Here is a 19,434-nt window from a genome sequence, read left to right as displayed (position 1 = left end):
GTCGTTACCGCAGAATAAAGGCTGTGTACAGAACGTCAGTGACTTCCTGCTTAGGTTGACCGTTTACCAGCGGGGTGGCCAGCGTCTGCTTGATGGCGTCGACCAGCTTTTGCTTACCCACGTCGGTAGCCAGCGCGGAGGCGTCCTGACGAGAAAACAGCAGGAGAAGGCGGCTACGCACTTCCGGCAGATAATCGTTCAGGCGCGCGCGGGTTGCTTCGTCCTTCAGGCGCAGCGTAATACCGACATACAGCACGCGATCCGCATCACCGAGGTTAACGGTGAAGGTGTCCAGAGGGAAAAAGACCGGCGCCGGCGGTGGGGCAGGTTCGGCTTTGGCCGCAGCGGTTGAAGGTTCCTGCTGCATACGCCAGTAACTATAGCCCGCGGTAGCGCAGGCGGCGAGCGTGATCAACACCAGCAGCGGGATCCAGATGGAACGCTTGCTTTTTTTGGTGATAGCGGAGTCTGTCATCTGATACGAGCTTCCTGTTTCGGTACAGCTTAATAAGGTGATTATCCCGTGTCCTGCCGTCGTCAAAGCGTGGAAAAGACGGGGATAATCACGCTACCTCTGGCGTTTAGGCGAAGATGTCTACGGCACCGTTACCGCGCGCCGCGGATTGCAGGGCGGCAGGGGTCGGCAGGAGCTCATCGCTCTCTTCATTAAAACCGCCGTGCTGGCCCGGGCGTGAAGCATGGTGCTGCTGGGATGAAGACTGCTGTTGCCCGGCAAAGCTCTCGCTGCTGACGCTGCTTTGAGAAAGCTGAATGCCGTTTTCCGCCAGCGAGGTCCGCAGGACCGGCAGCGCGGCTTCCAGCGCCGCGCGTACGTGGCTGTGCGCAGAGACCATCTGCAGCTGTGCCTGGTTATCGTCCAGCTTCAGCGAGATTTGCACCTGGCCCAGATCCTCCGGGTGCAGGCGCAGCTCCGCCGTCTGCTGGCCCTGCTTAGTGAACAGGGTGATGTGCTGGCTCAGGGACTGCTGCCATTCATGTGTGCCCAGAGGCTGGCTTAGCACCGGGGCGGTGGCAACGGTTGCGGCAGGCTGGCTGGCCGCATGGCTGGAGATAATCGGCGCCAGGGTAGCGGTCGGCGAAGATGACGAGGAGGCGCTGGCGAAGTCCTGCTTCTCAGTGGCTGCGGCCACGACCGGTGTGGCTGGCGCGTTGGCGGCGAGATCCGGACCGTTGTTCTTCGCCTGGCTCTGATAGGACGCAGAAAGCTGCGCTTTATCATGGCTTCCCGCAGGCGCGTTCAGGGACGGCGGCTGTCCCGCACCGTTTTGCGAAAGCGTTGCTGAACTCAGCGCCGAGGTGGCGTGAACGCCGTCGCTGCCTGCCGCACGAGAGGCGGTCGTCTGCTGGTGCGGCAGCATCGCCATCAGCGCGCTTAGCCCCGCCAGCTCTTCTTCGCTCAGCTCGGTTTTAGCGTCATCTTTACCGTTGGCCGCAGTGAGCGTCTTAAGCGCGTCGCTCTTTGACAGCGGTACCAGCCCGGAGACCAACGTTTCAAGCGGCGCGGACTCCGACGTTTCAACGCCATTCAGCGCAGGCTGACGCGAGAGCAGGTCGGTAATTTTGGCCTGCAGAGCGGTATCGCCTTTGGCCTCCTGCGCGACCTTCGACAGCTTGCTGCCGGCGGCTTTCAGATCCGCCAGGGTGAGCGGCGCATCGTTGCCCTTGCCCGTTGCGTCCGTCAGGGCGCCCGCCAGCAGGGAGAGAAAGTCCTGTGCACCCTCGGTGCCTTTCCCTGTTTGCATCCCGCCTGACGGGTCGCTGTCGCTCATCAGCAGTTGTTGCAGTGTGATCATTCCGGTTTCCTCATTGATGCGCGCTGGGCAAACTCATCCATTTTCTTCTGATCCAGGCGGTTTTCCGCCAGGGTCGAGGCTGCTATCTGCCGGTCCTGTAAGGTCTGCCAGGCCTGCAGCCGCTGTTTTTTCTCGCGCCAGAAATTCAGCGCGGTATCGACTTTTTGGGTCCACTGGTTTAGCTGCTGGCGGTGCTGCTCTATCGCCTTCTCGAGCGTCTGGATAAACTGCTGATAGTTAATCCAGCGCTGGCTGCCAATGCCCTGCGTCATATCGGTATTGAGGTTGGTGCGATATTCATGCTGATAGTCGATTAACATCTTCAACTGTTCTTCAGCCTGCTGGCACCCGCGTCGCATTGCGCCAAGCTGCAATGCGGCATCATCAACTTCTTTTTCAGCCAGATCTTTCAGCGTTGATAACGCGCTGTTTTGCGCCATGACCTTCGCCCTCCACCTGTGTTACACCTGCGGGAAAATCAGCTCCAGCGCCTGGATTGAATCTTCCCAGTCGGCACGCTCAAAAATGCCCTGTTGTAAAAACGCCTCCAGCTGCGGCCACAGGCTAATCGCCTTGTCGAGCATCGGGTCGCTGCCTTTGGCATACGCCCCCACGCTGACCAGATCGCGGTTGCGCTGGAAGCTGGAAAGCAGTTGTTTGAAGTTACGCACGCGGGCGTAGTGCTTCTCGGTAATCAATGCCGTCATCGCACGGCTGATGGACGCTTCAATATCAATCGCCGGGTAGTGCCCGGCTTCGGCCAGGCGGCGCGACAGCACGATATGGCCGTCCAGGATCGCGCGCGCGGAGTCGGCAATAGGGTCCTGCTGGTCGTCGCCCTCGGTCAGCACCGTATAGAACGCGGTGATGGAGCCGCCGCCGCTGATACCGTTCCCCGCACGCTCTACCAGCGCCGGAAGTTTGGCGAAGACCGAAGGCGGATAGCCTTTGGTGGCCGGCGGCTCGCCGATGGCCAGCGCAATTTCACGCTGCGCCATCGCGTAGCGGGTGAGGGAGTCCATGATCAGCAGCACGTGCTTGCCGCGGTCACGAAAATCTTCGGCGATACGGGTGGCGTAGGCGGCACCCTGCATACGCAGCAGCGGCGACACGTCCGCCGGCGCGGCGATCACCACCGAGCGGGCGCGGCCTTCCGCACCCAGAATGTTTTCAATAAAGTCTTTTACTTCGCGACCACGCTCGCCGATCAGCCCCACGACAATCACGTCGGCCTGGGTATAGCGCGCCATCATGCCGAGCAGGACGGATTTCCCGACGCCGGAACCGGCGAACAGGCCCATGCGCTGTCCGCGCCCTACGGTGAGCAGGGCGTTAATCGGACGCACGCCGGTATCCAGCACGTGCTCAATAGGGGTACGCTGCAGGGGGTTGAACGGCTGGGTAATCAGCGCGCCGGTTTCGGTGGTGTCCGGCGCGGGCAGGCCATCCAGCGGCTTCCCGCTGCCGTCCAGCACGCGGCCGAGCAGGGCAGGGCCAAGCGGCAGCTGTTTCCCGCTTTGCAGCCCGTCGCCGCTGATGTTTTTGGCGTAAACGCGCGCGCCGGGCAGAATGCCTTCCACCTCTTCAAGCGGCATCAGGAACAGGCGCTGGCCGTTAAACCCGACCACTTCGCTTTCCACTTCACGCGTTTCCTGCCCATCCTGACGCTCAATGACGCAGGTCGCACCCAGGGGAAGCTGCAGGCCGGTGGCCTCCAGTACCAGACCGGTGGCGCGCGTCAGTCGCCCATAACGACGAACAGATGGCAGTTGCGCCATCTTCGTCTCAAAGTTGTCGAGCGTGGTGAGCCAGCGGGTAAGGCGTGCGGTCATCAGACGACTCCCGGTGCCGCCAGGCGACACAGTTCCTGCCAGCGGGTGGCGACGCTGGCATCCAGGTCGCCTTCATCGGCAGAGACTTTGCATCCGCCGTGGTGTAAGGATGGGTCGCCGCGCAGACGCCAGCCGTGCAGGCTAAGCGTTGCGCCAAGGCTCTCTTCAACGCGCTGCAGATCGTCCGGGTGGACGCGCAGCTGCGGTTTGCCGCTGAACAGCGGTTCCTGCTGAAGCAGACCCTGAATTTGTTTGATCAGCGCGGTGTTATCCACCACGGGCGTCTGGCCGATAACCTGACGCGCCGCCTCCAGCGCCATCTGCATCAGACGCGAGGCAATCACGCTGTCCAGCGCGTCCAGCGTGTGCTGGAACTCGCTGACCAGCTGCTGCATGCGGGCATGGATCGGCGCCTGCTGCTGGCGCGCCTGATCGATGCCGTGCTCTAACCCTTTCGCCAGGCCTTCCTGGTACCCCAGATCGTGCCCCTTCTGGCGGCCTTCGTTCAGACCGGCGTTATAGCCCTGCTCGTGCGCCTGCATTTGCAGCTGCGCCAGCATCTGCGCTTGCTGCTCCTCTTCGCTCAGCTCGGGCTGTTCAACGTCCGCGTCGGGCTCTGCGGGCGAGACCACCGCGGGCGTGAATTCGGCAAGGGGAGGGGCCAGATCGTCCGGCGTCCAACGCTTCCACGACAGCTCATTAGACATAGGTGTCGTCTCCGCTGCCAATCACCATCTCGCCGGTTTCCGCCAGACGACGAACGATAAGCAGGATGGCTTTCTGTTCGTTTTCCACCTGAGACAGACGCACCGGGCCACGGTTGGCAAGGTCGTCGCGCAGGATATCGGCCGCACGCTGGGACATGTTGCGCAGGAACTTCTCGCGCAGTGGCTGCTCGGCGCCTTTGAGGGCGATAAGCAGCGACTCGGAATCCACTTCCTGGAGCAGGCGCTGGATGCTGCGGTCGTCCACTTCGACGAGGTTTTCGAACAGGAACATCTCGTCGATGATTTTCTGCGCCAGCTCGCCGTCGAATTCGCGAACCGCCGAAATGACGGCTTCTTCCTGCTGCGTTTTCATCAGGTTGATAATTTCCGCCGCCGTTCTCACGCCGCCCATTTTGCTGCGCTTGAGGTTCTGGCCGTCGAGCAGGTTGTTTAGCACTTCGGTCAGCTCCGCCAGCGCGGCCGGCTGAACGCCGCCGAAGGTCGCGATACGCAGCATCACGTCGTGACGCAGGCGCTCTTCGAACAGGGCCAGAATATCCGCCGCCTGGCCACGTTTGAGGTGAACCAGAATGGTGGCGATAATCTGCGGGTGCTCGTCGCGAATCAGGTCGGCGGCACTCTGCGGCTCCATAAAGTTGAGCGTTTCGATACCGCTGGCGGTATCGCGGGTTTCCAGAATGTCTTCCAGCAGGCTGGCGGCACGCTCTTCGCCCAGCGCCTTGACCAGCACGGAGCGCAGGTAGTCGTTGGCGTTGACGTTCAGCGCGGCAAACTGTTCGGCTTCCTGTTCAAACTCTGACAGCACTTCGGTCAGCTGTTTGTTGGAGATTTGACGCACGTTGGCCATCGCCGCACTGAGAATTTGCACTTCTCGCTGGGAGAGGTGTTTAAACACCTCTGCCGCGCGATCTTCGCCAATGGTCATCAGCAGGATGACGCTTTTATCGGTGCCCGTAAGCGTATTACTCATGTTCGTTACCCATCCACTGGCGGATGACCAGCGCCACGACGCGCGGATCGTTATCTGACATTTCGCGAATGCGCTGGCTCATCACCTCAGCGCCCATGCGCTGGTTAGCACGACGCTGCTGCATCTGTTCATCTTTGCTGAGGCGAACTTCAACCGCTTCTTCCGTTTCCTGACGCGTATTCATCTGCTCGCGCGCCGCTTTTTCGGCTTCCGCACGACGCTGGAGCTGAGGACGAACGCCCTTACGCCACAGCAGCCACGCGACAATCAGCACCAGCAGCCAGCGGCCTGCGGACATCAGCTGGTCGATAAACGCCTGCTGTTGCCAGAACGGCAGTTCACCGCCGGTCTCTTCAACCGAGTTAAACGGAGAGTTCACGACGTTGAGGGTATCGCCGCGCTTCTCGGAGTAGCCCATCGCTTCGCGGGTCAGGTTTTCAATCTGCTTCATCTGCTCGGCGGTTAACGGCAACGGTTTGCCGTCCGGCAGGGTTTTGTAGTTCACCACCACCGCAACGGAAAGACGCTGAATATCGCCCACGTTCAGCTTAGTGTGGCGGATCGTCCGGTCCACTTCATAGTTCGTGGTTTCGTTACGGCTGCTGGAGCGCGGACCGGTGTTATTGGTCGTTGAGGTGGTCTGCTGATTATTTTGCTGACCGTTCTGCTGGTTGGCCGGCGGCGTGGAAATCGGCGCCGCGTTTGCCGGTGCTGGCTGGTTAGAGAGCGCGCCCGGCACGCCGCCAGGGTAGGCCCCGCCGATCTGTTCGCTGGAGTTGATCTGGCGTGAACGCATTACCGCCTGAGCCGCATCGCCGTTCGGGCTGTATTGCTCTTCGGTTTGTTCTTTATTAGAGAAGTCAATCTGCGCGGTCACCTGGGCGTGCACATTGCTGTTACCCACCACCGGGCCGAGGATCGCTTCGATACGGCGCTGGAGACGGCTTTCAACGTCGGCGGCGTATTTCAGCTGCGCGTCGTTGAGGTCACGCCCGGCGGTATTGGATTGCGTCAGCAGGTGTCCGCTTTGATCCACCAGCGTCACGTTACCCGGCGGCAGGCCGGCGACGGCGCTGGAGACGAGATGCGTTACCGCGCTGATTTGCCCTTCGTCCAGCGCGCGGCCGGGTTCGAGGTTCACGGTAACGGAAGCTGAAGGGGATTTCTGTTCACGAACAAATAAAGAGGGTTTAGGCATTGCCAGGTGCACGCGGGCACTCTTTACCGGGCCTAACGTTTCAATGGTGCGGGCCAGCTCGCCTTCCAGCGCACGCTGGTAGTTCACTTGCTCGCTGAACTGGCTGATGCCGAATTTTTCCTGGTCCAGCAGTTCAAAGCCGACCGCGCCGCCCTTTGGCAGGCCCTGCTGTGCCAGGCGCAGACGAAGCTCGTGCACTTTATCCGCCGGTACCTCAAGCGCACCGCCATTATCGGCAAAGCGATACGGGATGTTCATCTGGGTAAGCTGGGTGACGATGGCGCCGCCATCCTGATCGGAAAGGTTGCTGTAGAGCGTGCGGTAATCAGGGCTTTTCGCCCATAAAACCATCGCTACAAGGATCGCAATTGCGGCAGCGCCTGCCACGATCAACGGGATTTTAGGATTCGCGCGAAGGCGGTTCATCCACTCGAGTGATTTATTTTGTGGCGCTGTCGATGCTGTTGCACTCATTGCGCACCTCTTAAATCCTGGTGGTTTACGTTATTCGTGTAGAGAAACAAAACTGACTCCCGGGTCGGCAAACACGACAAAAGTTCCATATTGATGGCCCTGCCATTATTTGACGATTCCGGATTTTCTATGCGTCAAATAACCTGGTTTTTTCACGCTATTTACCGCCATTATCTTATTGACAAGCTGTTAGTCTTGACCGCGTAAAAAACCATCCAGGGGAGAGTCATGGCTATACAGGGCATTGAGGGGGTCATCAGTCAGTTGCAGGCAACGGCGATGACGGCCCGTAATCAGAATGTGGCAGAACAGCAGCCGACCATCAGCTTTGCGGGGCAACTGCATGCCGCTCTTGACCGTATCAGCGATACCCAGACCGCTGCGCGTACGCAGGCGGAGAAGTTCACCCTCGGCGAGCCGGGCGTGGCGCTCAATGATGTGATGACCGATTTGCAAAAAGCCTCGGTTTCCCTGCAGATGGGGATCCAGGTGCGTAACAAGCTGGTGTCGGCGTATCAGGAAGTGATGGGGATGCAGGTTTAAGCCCCCTCGATCTTCGCTGGCAGCCTCAGCGCTTTAATGCCACAATATTTTTTTCTTCGAATGCAGGAAAGATGATGAAAAAAATAGCAATTGCTGGCGCGCTGCTGGCACTGACCGGGTGCGTTCAGGTCGATAACTATAATGACGTGATCAAACATCCCGTCCCGGCGAACCTGGCGGGATACTGGCAGTCGAAAGGGCCGCAGAGCAGTCTGGTCAGCCCTGAAGCGATTGCCACCCTGGTGGTGACGGAGGAGGGCGATACGCTGGACTGCCGCCAGTGGCAGCGTGTGATTGCCGTACCGGGTAAGATCATGCTGCGTTCAGACAGCTATTATAACGTCACACGCAAGCTGGATATCTATCCGCTGGAACGCGACGGCGCTACGCTTGAATATGACGGGATGGAGCTGCAGAAGGTTGACCGCCCAACGGTGGAATGTGCGGATTACCTGAGCAAGAATCCGCTGGAGAGTAAACTGCCCTAAGGGTAAAAGCAAAACGGCAACCTCGTTGCCGTTTTTGGTGTTTGCGCCCTCTCCCTGTGGGAGAGGGACGGGGTGAGGGCATCAGGCCGCACGTTTCCCGTTCTACAACGCATCCTCAATCACCCACACGCTGACGCTTCCCCCTTTACAGGTAAAGGTGCCTTCGCCATCCGCCGCCGTGGTGACCGTTTCTTCACGATTGCCGAGAAAATCACGCCACGTTTTGTTGCCGTAGTTTTCCCCCAGGCAAATTACCTTCTCGCCGTCGTCGCCGTTCGACATCACCACCACGCAGCCGGGATCGTCTTCCGTGCCGCTGCGGCTGAAGGCGATGCAGTTAGGATGGTCAAAAAACAGCGTCTGCACGCCGTGGGCAAAGCGCTGGCGGGCGAGGATCAGCTCGTGAAGCTGCTCAATCACCGGCATATCAATATGGTATGTTTCACCGTCCCCTCCCGTATCGTCATAGCTTGCGCCGAACAGATCCGGATAGAAGACGCTCGGCACGCCGTTTTCCCGCAGCAGGATCAGCGCGTACGCCAGCGGTTTAAACCAGGCTTCGACCGGGGCTTCCAGCGCCTGCAAAGGCTGGGTGTCATGGTTTGCGACGAGGGTCACCGCATGGAACGGGTCGGCCTCCACCAGCGTACCGGTGAAGATCTGGCTCATGTCGTAATCTCGTCCCTGACGTGACGCTTCGTGGAATTTCATCTGCAGGGGGGCATCAAACAGCATGGTTTTACCGTCGACCTGGTCAATATAGGCCTGAAGTTTATCCACCTCATGAGACCAGTATTCCGCCACGATAAACAACGGCTGTTCGGCGACTTCCTGGACGTGCTCAATCCACTCTTTGTAAAACCAGGCGGGAATATGCTTGACGGCGTCCAGACGAAAACCGTCGCAGTGCGTCTGTTCCATGACCCAGCGGGCCCAGTATTTGATCTCCTCGGTGACGGCGTGATTGCGAAAGTCGATGTTTTCGCCCATCAGGTAATCGAAGTTACCCATCTCATCATCGACCTGGTCATTCCAGCCTTCGCCGGTGTAGTCGTTGACGATTTTAAAGATCCCGTCTTCATCCGGGTTTTCAATATGGTCGACGCCGCTGAAGCATTTGTAATCCCAGATAAATTGCGAATATTGCCCGGCGCGGGCAGGGAAGGTGTAGCGAGTCCAGGCCTCACACTCGATAATTTCATCATCAATTTGTGTACGGTCCTGTTCGTTCACGCGCTGCACGCGGACAGGCTCTTTCTCATCTGCCCCCATTTTGTGGTTCACCACCACATCCAGCAGGACGGCAATCTCGTTGCTTTTGAGGGCGTCGATGGCTTCCAGCAGCTGCGCTTTGTCACCGTATTTCGTGGCGATACTGCCTTTCTGGTCAAACTCGCCGAGGTCAAACAGATCGTAAGAGTCATAGCCAACCGAATATCCGCCGGAAGCCCCTTTATACGCGGGCGGCAGCCAGATCATGTTGATGCCGATTTCATTAAGATTGGGGGCTAACGCCGTGACTTCTCGCCACAATTCACCGCCAGCGGGGTAATACCAGTGAAAGCATTGTAACAGGGTGGGGTTTTTCATCGTCCGTGCTCCAGAAGCCATATGGCAGACTTCTGGAGTATGGATGAAGAAATCATAATTGTGTGTCGCGGGTAACACTTTCTGGATAAAGAATATTCCCTGACAGCTTTCCATAGGTAGAGGTGATGGATTGCTGTTTGCCGGTCTGATCGATGAGATTACGCAGTTCGTCCATCCGCACTTTCAGCAGCGCCTTTAACGTATTCTCATTGTCGAGGATCATCTCCAGCAGCGCACGCGCTTGCTCAACCTGAGCCGGGGGGCATGACATGATGGGCGTTTGCGAAATCCTTTCCACCAGTTGAACGTAATGCATTTCCTGCTCAATAAGCGCATCCCATTGACCAGAATGTGCGAGATTTAGCATAGCAATGCTCTGAGCATGTAACGCCTGCCAGTGGCTAAGCGCTGCGCTGGGATTATTCATCAAAATTATCCTGAAATAGAGGACGCATTGGGGCCGATTTGCTTCCACGCATCCGCAATGTTGTTTAATAAACCCTCGACTTCAACAATTGCGTCTACGTCATTACTGACGTTCGCCAGTAATAAACGTCGAACCATATATTCGTACAAGGAGGCAAGATTACTGGACAGCTCGCTCTCAACCTCCATGTTCAGTCCTGCTTTTAAACCGTTGTCGATGATGTTAATGGCTTTCGATAACGCTTCGCCTTTTTCACGAATTTGTCCGGCTTCCATGAACAAACGCGCGCGGACGAGGGCGCTATGCGCCCCGTCGAACAACATGACAATCAGCTGGTGTGGACTGGCATTCATAACTGCGCTTTCTACTCCTATCTGCTGATAGGATTGAACACCAGAGGTCTTATACATATCCACTCCTGAAGGCTACGACTATTTTTGTGAGAACTGTTGGGTCAGATAGTTGGCCGTACTGGTCATTTTGGTGACTAATACGTCCAGGCTGGTGAACTGCGCTTTGTAACGCGCCATGGTGGCATCAATAGAGGCTTCCATAGAGTCGTAACGTTCGCCCAGGGTTTTCAGCGTTTTGTTGATACCGTCTTTCGCGTTCTGGATCACGCCCGCGCTGCCGGTGCTGGTGCTGAGCATGGTGGTCAGCGTGTTGTTCATCTGGGTCGCCAGACCGGTTTTCTTTCCGTCACCGATAAAGTACTGCTGTACGGCGGTCGGGTTGTCGGTCAGCGCTTTTTTCAGCTTATCGGAATCCACTTTAAGGTTACCGACCGTACCGTCTGCACCTTTCACCGGATCCTGGGTAATCCCCAACTGAGCCATGATCTGAACGGAGCCAGCCTGAACTTCGGTCAGCAGACCGCGCAGCTGAGACTGGATCCCGCGCACGTTTGCATCACCCACCAGCGCGCCGTTGCTGGTGGACTGGCTGCCAGAACCTGCGTCGACCGGCACATATTTGGTGAGGCTGTTAATGGTGGACTGCAGCGAGTTATACGCGGTTACCCAGTCCGTTACGGCTTTTTGGTTTGCATCCGTGGCGCGCGTCACTTCCAGCATTTCATCCGCTTTACTTTCTGCCTTCACGGTGAAGGTCATCCCCGGCAGCGCATCGGAAATGGTGTTCGATTGACGCTCAATCTTGATGTCGTTCACAACGATAATCGCGTTCTGGGCCGCGGTATTTACCGCCAGCGCGCCGGTTTTGGCGGTTGAGTCGTAGCCGATTACGCTTTGCAGCTTGTCGTCCCCGGTGACGCTGATGGTCATCTCGCCATCCGTACCGGTGGTTTTCGAGGAGAGCATCAGGCGGTAATCGCCATCTTTCGCCTTGATTACGCTGGCGGTGACGTTGCCGTTCGCTTTATTAATCGCGCTCGCGATCCCGGCAAGCGACGTATCGCCATCGGCCAGGTTCACCTCTAAAGGCGTTTTTGTCCCCGGCTGGGTAATCGTAATTTTACGCGTCGTGCCGGTCGTATCGCCCAGCAGCTCCGTGTTGGTGGCATAGGAGCCCGTCGTGAGCGCCTGTGCTTTTGCCACCTGGTTGACATTAACCACATAAGAGCCGACGGATGCGTCTGCGGTCGTGGTTGCCGTAAAGGCCGTGTTGGTGCTGCTTACGGCGGTTGAGTTCCATGTGGTCGCTTTACCCAGCGCAGCGGTCGCAGTCTGCAGCGAGGTCATGGCACTCTGCAGCTTGCCGTACGCGCTTAACTGTGCGTTATACGTTGATTGCTGGGTAGTAATCGTCGTCAGCTTGGTTCGTTCTGCTGCATCCAACTGATTATATAATTCCCCGAGTCCTGCAGAACCTATCCCGAGGTTACTGATAGTAGCCATGCATATTTTCCTTAAATACGAAAGTAGTTCAGGACTCTTATCGGCCTCGAATAGTAAAAGTTTACGATGGTGAGAAAAAAATAATCCAAAGAATAGGCATGTCCTGGCGCGTTAAATGAAACGATTGCTCTTTGGGACGATTTTTAGTGCGTCAATAACACAGATAAGTGTGTGCCTTTTTTGGCATATTCCGCGTAATAAAAAGCCGTAAATAATAACCTTATGATGAACCTTAATTGATTTTTTAAAAATAAAACCATTAATAATCATTGAGTTATAATTTTTTCGAAATTGATTCTAAAGTCTTTTCGGGACCCGTCGATAACCTTGTTGACGGTGAGAGACGCTGTGAGTGTTAGGCACCGGACCTAAAACCCAATTTTTGAAGGAAAGAAAATTATGGCAGTTATCAATACTAACCTGTTGTCCCTGACTACTCAGAACAACCTGAACAAATCTCAGTCTTCTCTGGGCACTGCTATTGAGCGTCTGTCTTCAGGTCTGCGTATCAACAGCGCGAAAGATGATGCCGCTGGCCAGGCGATTGCAAACCGCATGACCGCTCAGATCAAAGGCATGACTCAGGCAGCACGTAACGCCAACGACGGTATCTCCATGGCGCAGACTGCTGAAGGTTCCCTGAACGAAATCAACAACAACCTGCAGCGCGTTCGTGAACTGGCTGTTCAGGCAAGCAACGGCACCAACAGCACGTCTGACCTGGCTTCTCTGCAGGATGAAGTTACCGCTCGTCTGGCTGAAATCAACCGTGTTGCCAGCAAAACTGACTTCAACGGCATCAAACTGCTGGACGGTTCTGCAGGTACTGCTGGTGTGGTTAAAATTCAGGTTGGCGTGAACGACGGCGACACCATCGATCTGGACCTGAGCGGTGCTAAAGCTGACACCACGACTCTGGGCGTGAACGCTATCGACCTGAAAGCAATGACTGCGACCGATCTGGACACCATTGACAAAGCTATCGCTAAAGTTGATACCGCTCGTTCCGGTCTGGGTGCTGTGCAGAACCGCTTCACTTCTGCAATCAACAACCTGAACAACACCTCTAACAACCTGTCTGCTGCTCAGTCCCGTATCCAGGACGCTGACTACGCAACTGAAGTTTCCAACATGTCTCGCGCGCAGATCCTGCAGCAGGCTGGTACTTCTGTTCTGTCCCAGGCAAACCAGGTTCCACAGACCGTTCTGTCTCTGCTGCGTTAATTTTACGCATCAAACCCCGCTTCGGCGGGGTTTTTTTGTCTCTGAATTTTGAGGATCCGCCCGTGAAACAGATCGTTATTACCCAGCCTAAACTGGTCGCAGATTTTTCCTGTGTCGGTGGGGAATGCCGTGAACATTGTTGTCAGGGCTGGACCATTGCGTTTGATAAATCCTCCGTTAACCGCTATCTGAACAGTAAAAATGCCGCCATTCGTCACACTGCGAAAACGGCGATAAAAGTCACAAAAAAACAGTACGGCAACTGGGGCGAAGTGATTTTCCATACGGAAAGTAAAAACTGCCCGTTTATGGATACGGAAAAGCTCTGTTCTATTCATAGCGCCATGGGCGCTCAGGCCTTAAGCCCGACCTGTTCGACGTTCCCGCGGACAAACCGGGTCTATAAAAATGAAATTGAAAAATCACTTAATCTCTCGTGTCCGGAAGTGACCCGTCTGCTGTTGAACGATCGGGCATCGATGTCGATGATGGAATCCATCAGCGTTCAGCAGGACGTGAATAATGCGCCAGCGATGGATTTGAAGATTAAGGTCATCAATCTCTTCTGCCAGAACCTCTTCAGCGTTGAGGCGGTGAGCGTTGAAGAACAAGTTTATGCCGTGGTGAAATTCCTCATGGTGGCTGAAAAGCTCGAAAACCTGGAAGAGAATATCAGCATGCTCGAAACGGTTTATTTTTCGCTGGTGAACGAGCTGGTGAGCGGTAAAATCAAGACGGAGTTAGGCGGGTTTAATCAGAACTACAGCCTGAAATTCGCGTTAATCTCGCTCATCCAAAGCTACTTTACGAAGAAAGCGACGGCCCGCGGTGGCGCCGTATTAAACCGTTATTTTGATCAGCTTTATAAACAGTTTGAATCTGTCGATGACACCGTTTCGGCAGAAAAGGTCATGGAAAACATCGAGTCCGTCTGGCGCGATGTAGCGGGCGGTTACATAGCGGCAAACGATCACCTGTTTAAGAACTTTTTTAAATACAAGCTCTGGGAGCAGGGCTTCCCGCAGAGCAATGGCCGCAGCATGTTGAATAATCTTTATTTAATCGTTGCGGAGTTCTATTTTCTCAAATCGCTGCTTGCCGGTCAGGCCATCGCGGCGGGGAAAATTGAACAAGACAATATTATTGACGTTATTTACAGCTTCCACTCTCTGAGCCAGCATAATCAGGAAGCCGGAAAGCTCTTTTATCAACATATAGATAGCGTCAAATTGGGCGACGATCTTTCATTGTTACAACTGTTAATTTAGTCAGAAAAGTTGCCCCTGCTGTGGGCAACCTCAGAATAACCTCACTTTATCCCCCTTTTTCATCCAATTGAACGCCCTGCAGAATCGGATAATCATGCCGATAACTCAACTAACGCAGGGCTGTTTATCGTGAATTCACTCTATACCGCTGAAGGTGTAATGGATAAACACTCGCTGTGGCAGCGTTATGTCCCGCTGGTGCGTCACGAAGCATTGCGCCTCCAGGTGCGTTTGCCGGCGAGCGTGGAACTTGACGATCTGCTACAGGCGGGCGGTATCGGGTTATTGAATGCAGTTGACCGATACGACGCTCTGCAAGGAACGGCATTTACGACTTACGCAGTTCAGCGTATTCGTGGTGCGATGCTGGACGAGCTGCGCAGCCGCGACTGGGTGCCGCGCAGCGTTCGCCGCAACGCGCGCGAAGTGGCGCATGCGATGGGACAGCTGGAACAGGAACTGGGACGCAACGCAACGGAAACCGAAGTGGCGGAACGTCTTGGTATTGCTGTTGAAGAGTATCGTCAGATGTTGCTCGATACCAATAATAGCCAACTCTTCTCCTATGACGAGTGGCGCGAAGAGCATGGCGATAGCATCGAGCTGGTGACGGACGAGCACCAGCAGGAAAACCCGTTACACCATTTAATGGAAGGGAATTTACGCCAGCGCGTAATGGAAGCGATTGAAGCTCTGCCCGAGCGCGAACAGCTGGTGTTGACCCTTTATTACCAGGAAGAGCTTAATCTCAAAGAGATTGGCGCGGTTCTGGAGGTGGGGGAGTCGCGGGTTAGCCAGCTGCACAGCCAGGCCATTAAACGCTTACGAACCAAACTGGGTAAGTTATAGGTGATCCAATCACCCGAAAAATGCCGCACAACGTATTGACAACCAGGAGTTATCATGACGGTGCAGCAATCTAAAAGACGGCCTTTAAGCCGCTACCTGAAAGACTTTAAACACAGCCAGACGCATTGCGCCCACTGTAACAAATTACTCGATCGTATCACGCTGGTTCGCCGCGGCGAGATCGTGAATAAAATCGCTATCTCTCGCCTCGACACGTTAATGGATGAAGCCGCGTGGCTCGAAGAGCAAAAAGAGTGGGTGGCGCTTTGCCGTTTCTGTGGCGATCTCCATTGCAAAGAGCAAAGCGACTTCTTCGATATCATCGGCTTCAAACAATTCCTGTTTGAACAAACGGAGATGAGCCACGGCACCGTGCGCGAATATGTGGTTCGCCTGCGCCGTCTTGGGCAGCATCTGAGCGTTAACAATATCTCTCGCGATCTGCTGAAGACCGGTTACCTGGATGAAAATCTGGAGCCGTGGCTGCCTGCAACCAGCACCAACAACTACCGTATTGCGCTGCGCAAGTATGCGCAATATAAGGTGCAAATGCCGGGTTCCGCGAAGCAGAAAGCGCTCGCCGGAACAACTTCTGATATATATTAAAAAAGAATAAGATGTAGCGCAGTCGCCTTTGACGTTGCAGGCGATTTCTCTACACTACGTAAAAATTCCACTATATCGGGGTATTTATGAAATTTGCACTTCTGGGTCGTCAGGCGCTGATGGGTGTTATGGCCGTCGCGCTGGTTGCGGGCATGAGCGTGAAAACGTTCGCCGCAGAAAACCTGCTGAATAAAGTAAAAGAGCGCGGTACGCTGCTGGTCGGGCTGGAAGGAACCTATCCTCCCTTCAGTTTCCAGGGCGATGACGGCAAGCTGACCGGTTTTGAAGTGGAATTTGCAGAAGAACTGGCGAAGCACCTCGGCGTTAAAGCCTCCCTGAAACCGACCAAATGGGACGGTATGCTGGCGTCGCTGGATTCAAAACGTATTGACGTGGTGATTAACCAGGTGACCATTTCTGACGAGCGTAAGAAGAAGTATGACTTCTCCACGCCGTACACCGTGTCAGGTATTCAGGCGCTGGTGAAGAAAGGTAACGAAGGCTCCATTAAATCCGCTGCCGATCTGAAAGGCAAAAAAGTCGGCGTCGGTCTGGGAACTAACTACGAAGAGTGGCTGCGCCAGAACGTTCAGGGCGTGGACATCCGCACCTATGATGATGACCCGACGAAATATCAGGACCTGCGCGTAGGCCGTATCGACGCCATTCTGGTTGACCGTCTGGCCGCTTTGGATCTGGTGAAGAAAACCAACAATACCCTGGCAGTAGCGGGTGATGCGTTCTCTCGTCAGGAATCCGGCGTGGCCGTCCGTAAAGGCAACGAGGATCTGGTGAAAGCCATTGATTCCGCGATTGCTGACATGCAGAAAGACGGCAGCCTGAAGGCGCTGTCTGAGAAGTGGTTCGGGGCCGACGTCACCAAATAAGTCGGTGACCTGGAAAAAGGCGCTTTTAAAAGCGCCTTTTTTATTTCTTACGCGTCTGCGTGCATAATGAAAAATATCACATTTTGTCTGAGTTACCGGAGAGTCCATGTCACTACAGAATTTAACGCGCTTTCCCCGTCTGGAGTTTATCGGCGCGCCGACGCCGCTGGAGTACCTGCCGCGATTTTCTGATTACCTGGGACGCGATATTTTTATTAAGCGCGATGACGTGACGCCGATGGCGATGGGGGGCAATAAGCTGCGCAAGCTGGAGTTTCTGGCGGCTGACGCGCTGCGCGAAGGCGCGGATACGCTTATTACTGCCGGGGCCATTCAGTCCAACCATGTTCGTCAGACGGCCGCCGTGGCGGCAAAACTCGGGCTTCACTGCGTGGCTCTGCTGGAAAACCCGATTGGCACGCGGGCGGAAAACTATCTGTCCAACGGTAACCGTCTGCTTTTAGACCTGTTCAACGTGCAGGTGGAGATGGTGGATGCGTTGACCGACCCGACCGCGCAGCTCGACGATCTGGCGACGCGTCTGGAAGCGCAGGGTTTCCGCCCCTACGTTATTCCCGTCGGCGGTTCGAACGCGCTGGGCGCGCTGGGCTATGTGGAAAGTGCGCTGGAAATCGCCCAGCAGTGCGAGGGCGCCGTTAGCCTCTCGTCTGTCGTTGTCGCCTCCGGAAGCGCGGGCACGCATGCCGGGCTGGCGGTGGGGCTGGAACAGCTTCTGCCGGATGTCGAGCTGATTGGCGTGACGGTTTCCCGCAGCGTCGCGGACCAGAAGCCAAAAGTAGTAGCGCTGCAACAGGCGGTGGCAGAGCAGTTGGAGCTGAAGGCCAGGGCCGAGATCTTGCTCTGGGATGACTATTTTGCGCCGGGCTACGGCACGCCTAATGAAGAGGGGATGGAAGCCGTTAAGCTGCTGGCGCGCCTTGAAGGTATGCTGCTCGATCCGGTCTATACGGGTAAAGCGATGGCCGGGCTTATCGATGGCATTGCGCAGAAACGCTTTAAGGATGAAGGGCCGATTTTATTTGTGCACACCGGCGGGGCGCCCGCGCTGTTTGCTTATCATCCTCATGTCTAAAAATCAGGTCGAAAAATAATAATGCAAGAAAGTATTCAACTGGTTATTGATTCCCTGCCATTCCTACTGAAAGGTGCGGTATTCACGCTACAGCTCAGTATCGGCGGGATGTTCTTCGGTCTTGTGCTGGGCTTTGTACTGGCCTTAATGCGCATGTCGCCCATCCTGCCGGTACGCTGGCTGGCGCGCTTTTATATTTCCGTGTTTCGCGGTACGCCGCTTATCGCTCAGCTCTTTATGATCTACTACGGTTTACCGCAGTTCGGCATCGAGCTCGATCCGATCCCGGCGGCGATGATTGGCCTGTCGCTTAACACGGCGGCCTATACCTCCGAAACCCTGCGCGCGGCTATCTCGTCGATTGATAAAGGCCAGTGGGAAGCGGCGGCCAGTATCGGGATGACGCCGTGGCAGACGCTGCGACGCGCCATTCTGCCGCAGGCGGCGCGGGTAGCGCTTCCGCCGCTGAGCAACAGCTTCATCAGCCTGGTAAAAGATACCTCTCTGGCGGCAACCATCCAGGTGCCGGAGCTGTTCCGTCAGGCGCAGCTCATTACCTCGCGCACCCTTGAAGTTTTCACCATGTATCTGGCCGCCTCGCTGATCTACTGGGTGATGGCGACGGTGTTGTCTGCTCTGCAAAACTACTTTGAAAACCAGCTTAACCGCCAGGAGCGTGATCCAAAATGAGTGCAATTGACGTCAAAAACCTGGTGAAAAAATTCCACGGGCAAACGGTGCTCCACGGCATCGACCTGGAAGTTGAGCAGGGCGAAGTCGTGGCGATTATTGGCCCGAGCGGGTCGGGGAAAACCACGCTGCTGCGTAGTATCAACCTGCTTGAGCAGCCGGAAGGGGGCACCATTCGGGTAGGGGAGATAACGATTGATACCGGTAAATCCATCAGCCAGCAGAAAGGGTTGATTCGCCGCCTGCGTCAGCATATTGGCTTTGTGTTCCAGAGCTTCAATCTATTCCCGCACCGCACGGTGCTGGAAAATATTATTGAAGGACCGGTCATTGTAAAAGGTGAACCCAAAGAGGAAGCGACGGCACGCGCCCGCGAGTTGCTCGCCAAAGTCGGGCTGGCAGGGAAAGAGACCAGCTATCCGCGCCGCCTGTCGGGCGGGCAGCAGCAGCGCGTGGCCATCGCGCGCGCGCTGGCGATGCGCCCTGACGTGATCCTGTTTGATGAACCGACCTCCGCGCTCGATCCCGAACTGGTGGGTGAGGTGCTGAACACCATCCGCCAGCTGGCGCAGGAAAAACGCACGATGGTTATCGTGACCCATGAAATGAGTTTTGCGCGCGACGTGGCGGACAGAGCCATCTTTATGGACCAGGGGCGGATTGTGGAGCAGGGACCGGCGAAAAGCTTATTTGCTAACCCCCAGCAGCCGCGAACCCGTCAGTTCCTGGAAAAATTCCTTATGCAGTAGCATTTATGTACTCATTTGCTCCAGAAAGTTCTTCTGGAGCAAATTATTCTCGCTCTTCGCCTTAAACGGTGTTCTTTTATTCCACCCGAACAGAATAATCCTTATCCATAGCACAGTTAATTGTGCTAGTGCCGATATTTTGTAGTTA

21 protein-coding genes are annotated in these 19,434 nt (G+C 55.7%); 10 read left to right on the top strand and 11 right to left on the bottom strand.

The window, feature by feature from the left end:
- Positions 1–4 precede the first annotated feature (4 nt).
- From fliL to fliF, 7 genes are all read right to left on the bottom strand, one after another.
- A complete protein-coding gene (gene fliL / locus A6013_RS10960; protein WP_021241388.1) occupies positions 5–475 on the bottom strand; it encodes a flagellar basal body-associated protein FliL in 471 nt (156 codons plus the stop codon).
- Between the two features lie 106 nt (positions 476–581).
- Positions 582–1,814, bottom strand: a complete 1,233-nt coding sequence (fliK, locus tag A6013_RS10955; RefSeq protein ID WP_069733048.1) for a flagellar hook length control protein FliK — start codon at positions 1,812–1,814, stop codon at positions 582–584.
- A complete protein-coding gene (gene fliJ, locus A6013_RS10950) occupies positions 1,811–2,254 on the bottom strand; it encodes a flagellar export protein FliJ (protein WP_006811155.1) in 444 nt (147 codons plus the stop codon). The genes fliK and fliJ overlap by 4 nt, the downstream gene beginning before the upstream one ends.
- Before the next feature lie 21 nt (positions 2,255–2,275).
- Complete coding sequence (gene fliI / locus A6013_RS10945) at positions 2,276–3,646, bottom strand: flagellar protein export ATPase FliI (RefSeq protein ID WP_023330814.1); 1,371 nt, start codon at positions 3,644–3,646, stop codon at positions 2,276–2,278.
- Positions 3,646–4,353 carry a flagellar assembly protein FliH gene (gene fliH, locus A6013_RS10940; protein WP_045260350.1) on the bottom strand — a complete coding sequence of 236 codons (708 nt, stop codon included), beginning with the start codon at positions 4,351–4,353 and terminating at the stop codon, positions 3,646–3,648. Before fliH ends, fliI begins: the two co-directional genes overlap by 1 nt.
- Positions 4,346–5,344 (bottom strand): flagellar motor switch protein FliG, encoded by a 999-nt coding sequence (gene fliG, locus A6013_RS10935; RefSeq protein WP_014832476.1) that lies wholly within the window; start codon positions 5,342–5,344, stop codon positions 4,346–4,348. The genes fliH and fliG overlap by 8 nt, the downstream gene beginning before the upstream one ends.
- Entirely contained in the window at positions 5,337–7,016 is a 1,680-nt protein-coding gene (gene fliF / locus A6013_RS10930; RefSeq protein ID WP_069733047.1) for a flagellar basal-body MS-ring/collar protein FliF, read from the bottom strand. Before fliF ends, fliG begins: the two co-directional genes overlap by 8 nt.
- A gap of 228 nt (positions 7,017–7,244) precedes the next feature.
- Between fliF and fliE the strand changes: the two genes are divergently transcribed.
- Together fliE and yedD are read left to right on the top strand one after the other, a co-directional pair.
- Positions 7,245–7,559 (top strand): flagellar hook-basal body complex protein FliE, encoded by a 315-nt coding sequence (fliE, locus tag A6013_RS10925; RefSeq protein WP_013097729.1) that lies wholly within the window; start codon positions 7,245–7,247, stop codon positions 7,557–7,559.
- A 74-nt stretch (positions 7,560–7,633) separates the two neighbouring features.
- A complete protein-coding gene (yedD, locus tag A6013_RS10920; RefSeq protein ID WP_069733046.1) occupies positions 7,634–8,047 on the top strand; it encodes a lipoprotein YedD in 414 nt (137 codons plus the stop codon).
- Positions 8,048–8,149: 102 nt separating this feature from the next.
- On the opposite strand, the gene amyA is transcribed toward yedD, so the two are convergent.
- The 4 genes from amyA to fliD are packed head-to-tail and all read right to left on the bottom strand — an operon-like array spanning position 8,150 to position 11,920.
- On the bottom strand, positions 8,150–9,637 hold the full coding sequence (gene amyA / locus A6013_RS10915; RefSeq protein ID WP_069733045.1) for an alpha-amylase: 1,488 nt from the start codon (positions 9,635–9,637) through the stop codon (positions 8,150–8,152).
- Positions 9,638–9,689: 52 nt separating this feature from the next.
- Positions 9,690–10,064: a flagella biosynthesis regulatory protein FliT gene (gene fliT, locus A6013_RS10910; RefSeq protein ID WP_045260347.1), complete on the bottom strand. Its 375-nt coding sequence runs from the start codon at positions 10,062–10,064 to the stop codon at positions 9,690–9,692.
- A gap of 5 nt (positions 10,065–10,069) precedes the next feature.
- The gene (fliS, locus tag A6013_RS10905) at positions 10,070–10,474 is read right to left on the bottom strand and encodes a flagellar export chaperone FliS (protein WP_045260346.1); all 405 of its coding nucleotides are present in this window, start codon (positions 10,472–10,474) and stop codon (positions 10,070–10,072) included.
- A 21-nt stretch (positions 10,475–10,495) separates the two neighbouring features.
- Positions 10,496–11,920 carry a flagellar filament capping protein FliD gene (fliD, locus tag A6013_RS10900; protein WP_069733044.1) on the bottom strand — a complete coding sequence of 475 codons (1,425 nt, stop codon included), beginning with the start codon at positions 11,918–11,920 and terminating at the stop codon, positions 10,496–10,498.
- A gap of 399 nt (positions 11,921–12,319) precedes the next feature.
- On the opposite strand from fliD, the gene A6013_RS10895 reads away from it, so the two are divergent.
- From A6013_RS10895 to tcyN, 8 genes are all read left to right on the top strand, one after another.
- Complete coding sequence (locus A6013_RS10895; RefSeq protein WP_047362882.1) at positions 12,320–13,144, top strand: flagellin; 825 nt, start codon at positions 12,320–12,322, stop codon at positions 13,142–13,144.
- 62 nt (positions 13,145–13,206) lie between these two features.
- Positions 13,207–14,412, top strand: coding sequence for a flagellin lysine-N-methylase (gene fliB, locus A6013_RS10890; protein WP_063437723.1), 1,206 nt, complete (start codon positions 13,207–13,209; stop codon positions 14,410–14,412).
- 129 nt (positions 14,413–14,541) lie between these two features.
- Positions 14,542–15,261: an RNA polymerase sigma factor FliA gene (locus tag A6013_RS10885; protein ID WP_014170714.1), complete on the top strand. Its 720-nt coding sequence runs from the start codon at positions 14,542–14,544 to the stop codon at positions 15,259–15,261.
- Between the two features lie 54 nt (positions 15,262–15,315).
- Positions 15,316–15,867 (top strand): flagella biosynthesis regulatory protein FliZ, encoded by a 552-nt coding sequence (fliZ, locus tag A6013_RS10880; protein ID WP_045631537.1) that lies wholly within the window; start codon positions 15,316–15,318, stop codon positions 15,865–15,867.
- Between the two features lie 86 nt (positions 15,868–15,953).
- Positions 15,954–16,754, top strand: coding sequence for a cystine ABC transporter substrate-binding protein (gene tcyJ, locus A6013_RS10875; RefSeq protein ID WP_028013679.1), 801 nt, complete (start codon positions 15,954–15,956; stop codon positions 16,752–16,754).
- A gap of 106 nt (positions 16,755–16,860) precedes the next feature.
- Entirely contained in the window at positions 16,861–17,847 is a 987-nt protein-coding gene (dcyD, locus tag A6013_RS10870; RefSeq protein WP_069733043.1) for a D-cysteine desulfhydrase, read from the top strand.
- A 21-nt stretch (positions 17,848–17,868) separates the two neighbouring features.
- Entirely contained in the window at positions 17,869–18,537 is a 669-nt protein-coding gene (gene tcyL, locus A6013_RS10865) for a cystine ABC transporter permease (protein WP_028013677.1), read from the top strand.
- Positions 18,534–19,286: an L-cystine ABC transporter ATP-binding protein TcyN gene (gene tcyN, locus A6013_RS10860; protein ID WP_069733042.1), complete on the top strand. Its 753-nt coding sequence runs from the start codon at positions 18,534–18,536 to the stop codon at positions 19,284–19,286. Before tcyL ends, tcyN begins: the two co-directional genes overlap by 4 nt.
- Positions 19,287–19,434 lie beyond the last annotated feature (148 nt).

Source organism: Enterobacter sp. IF2SW-B1 (assembly GCF_001743375.1).
Classification (GTDB): Bacteria; Pseudomonadota; Gammaproteobacteria; order Enterobacterales; family Enterobacteriaceae; genus Enterobacter; species Enterobacter bugandensis.
The sequence above is the reverse complement of the archived record's forward strand: the minus strand, read 5'-3'. Positions and strand labels throughout refer to the sequence as shown.

Excerpts from the sequence above, each read along its gene's own strand:
- A6013_RS10895 (WP_047362882.1), top strand. The coding sequence starts at position 12,320 with ATGGCAGTTATCAATACTAACCTGTTGTCCCTGACTACTCAGAACAAC.
- amyA (WP_069733045.1), bottom strand. The coding sequence starts at position 9,637 with ATGAAAAACCCCACCCTGTTACAATGCTTTCACTGGTATTACCCCGCT.
- fliK (WP_069733048.1), bottom strand. The coding sequence starts at position 1,814 with ATGATCACACTGCAACAACTGCTGATGAGCGACAGCGACCCGTCAGGC.
- fliE (WP_013097729.1), top strand. The coding sequence starts at position 7,245 with ATGGCTATACAGGGCATTGAGGGGGTCATCAGTCAGTTGCAGGCAACG.
- fliT (WP_045260347.1), bottom strand. The coding sequence starts at position 10,064 with ATGAATAATCCCAGCGCAGCGCTTAGCCACTGGCAGGCGTTACATGCT.
- fliI (WP_023330814.1), bottom strand. The coding sequence starts at position 3,646 with ATGACCGCACGCCTTACCCGCTGGCTCACCACGCTCGACAACTTTGAG.
- tcyJ (WP_028013679.1), top strand. The coding sequence starts at position 15,954 with ATGAAATTTGCACTTCTGGGTCGTCAGGCGCTGATGGGTGTTATGGCC.
- fliJ (WP_006811155.1), bottom strand. The coding sequence starts at position 2,254 with ATGGCGCAAAACAGCGCGTTATCAACGCTGAAAGATCTGGCTGAAAAA.
- yedD (WP_069733046.1), top strand. The coding sequence starts at position 7,634 with ATGAAAAAAATAGCAATTGCTGGCGCGCTGCTGGCACTGACCGGGTGC.
- fliF (WP_069733047.1), bottom strand. The coding sequence starts at position 7,016 with ATGAGTGCAACAGCATCGACAGCGCCACAAAATAAATCACTCGAGTGG.
- tcyN (WP_069733042.1), top strand. The coding sequence starts at position 18,534 with ATGAGTGCAATTGACGTCAAAAACCTGGTGAAAAAATTCCACGGGCAA.
- dcyD (WP_069733043.1), top strand. The coding sequence starts at position 16,861 with ATGTCACTACAGAATTTAACGCGCTTTCCCCGTCTGGAGTTTATCGGC.
- fliG (WP_014832476.1), bottom strand. The coding sequence starts at position 5,344 with ATGAGTAATACGCTTACGGGCACCGATAAAAGCGTCATCCTGCTGATG.
- fliD (WP_069733044.1), bottom strand. The coding sequence starts at position 11,920 with ATGGCTACTATCAGTAACCTCGGGATAGGTTCTGCAGGACTCGGGGAA.
- fliH (WP_045260350.1), bottom strand. The coding sequence starts at position 4,353 with ATGTCTAATGAGCTGTCGTGGAAGCGTTGGACGCCGGACGATCTGGCC.
- fliS (WP_045260346.1), bottom strand. The coding sequence starts at position 10,474 with ATGTATAAGACCTCTGGTGTTCAATCCTATCAGCAGATAGGAGTAGAA.
- tcyL (WP_028013677.1), top strand. The coding sequence starts at position 17,869 with ATGCAAGAAAGTATTCAACTGGTTATTGATTCCCTGCCATTCCTACTG.
- fliL (WP_021241388.1), bottom strand. The coding sequence starts at position 475 with ATGACAGACTCCGCTATCACCAAAAAAAGCAAGCGTTCCATCTGGATC.
- fliZ (WP_045631537.1), top strand. The coding sequence starts at position 15,316 with ATGACGGTGCAGCAATCTAAAAGACGGCCTTTAAGCCGCTACCTGAAA.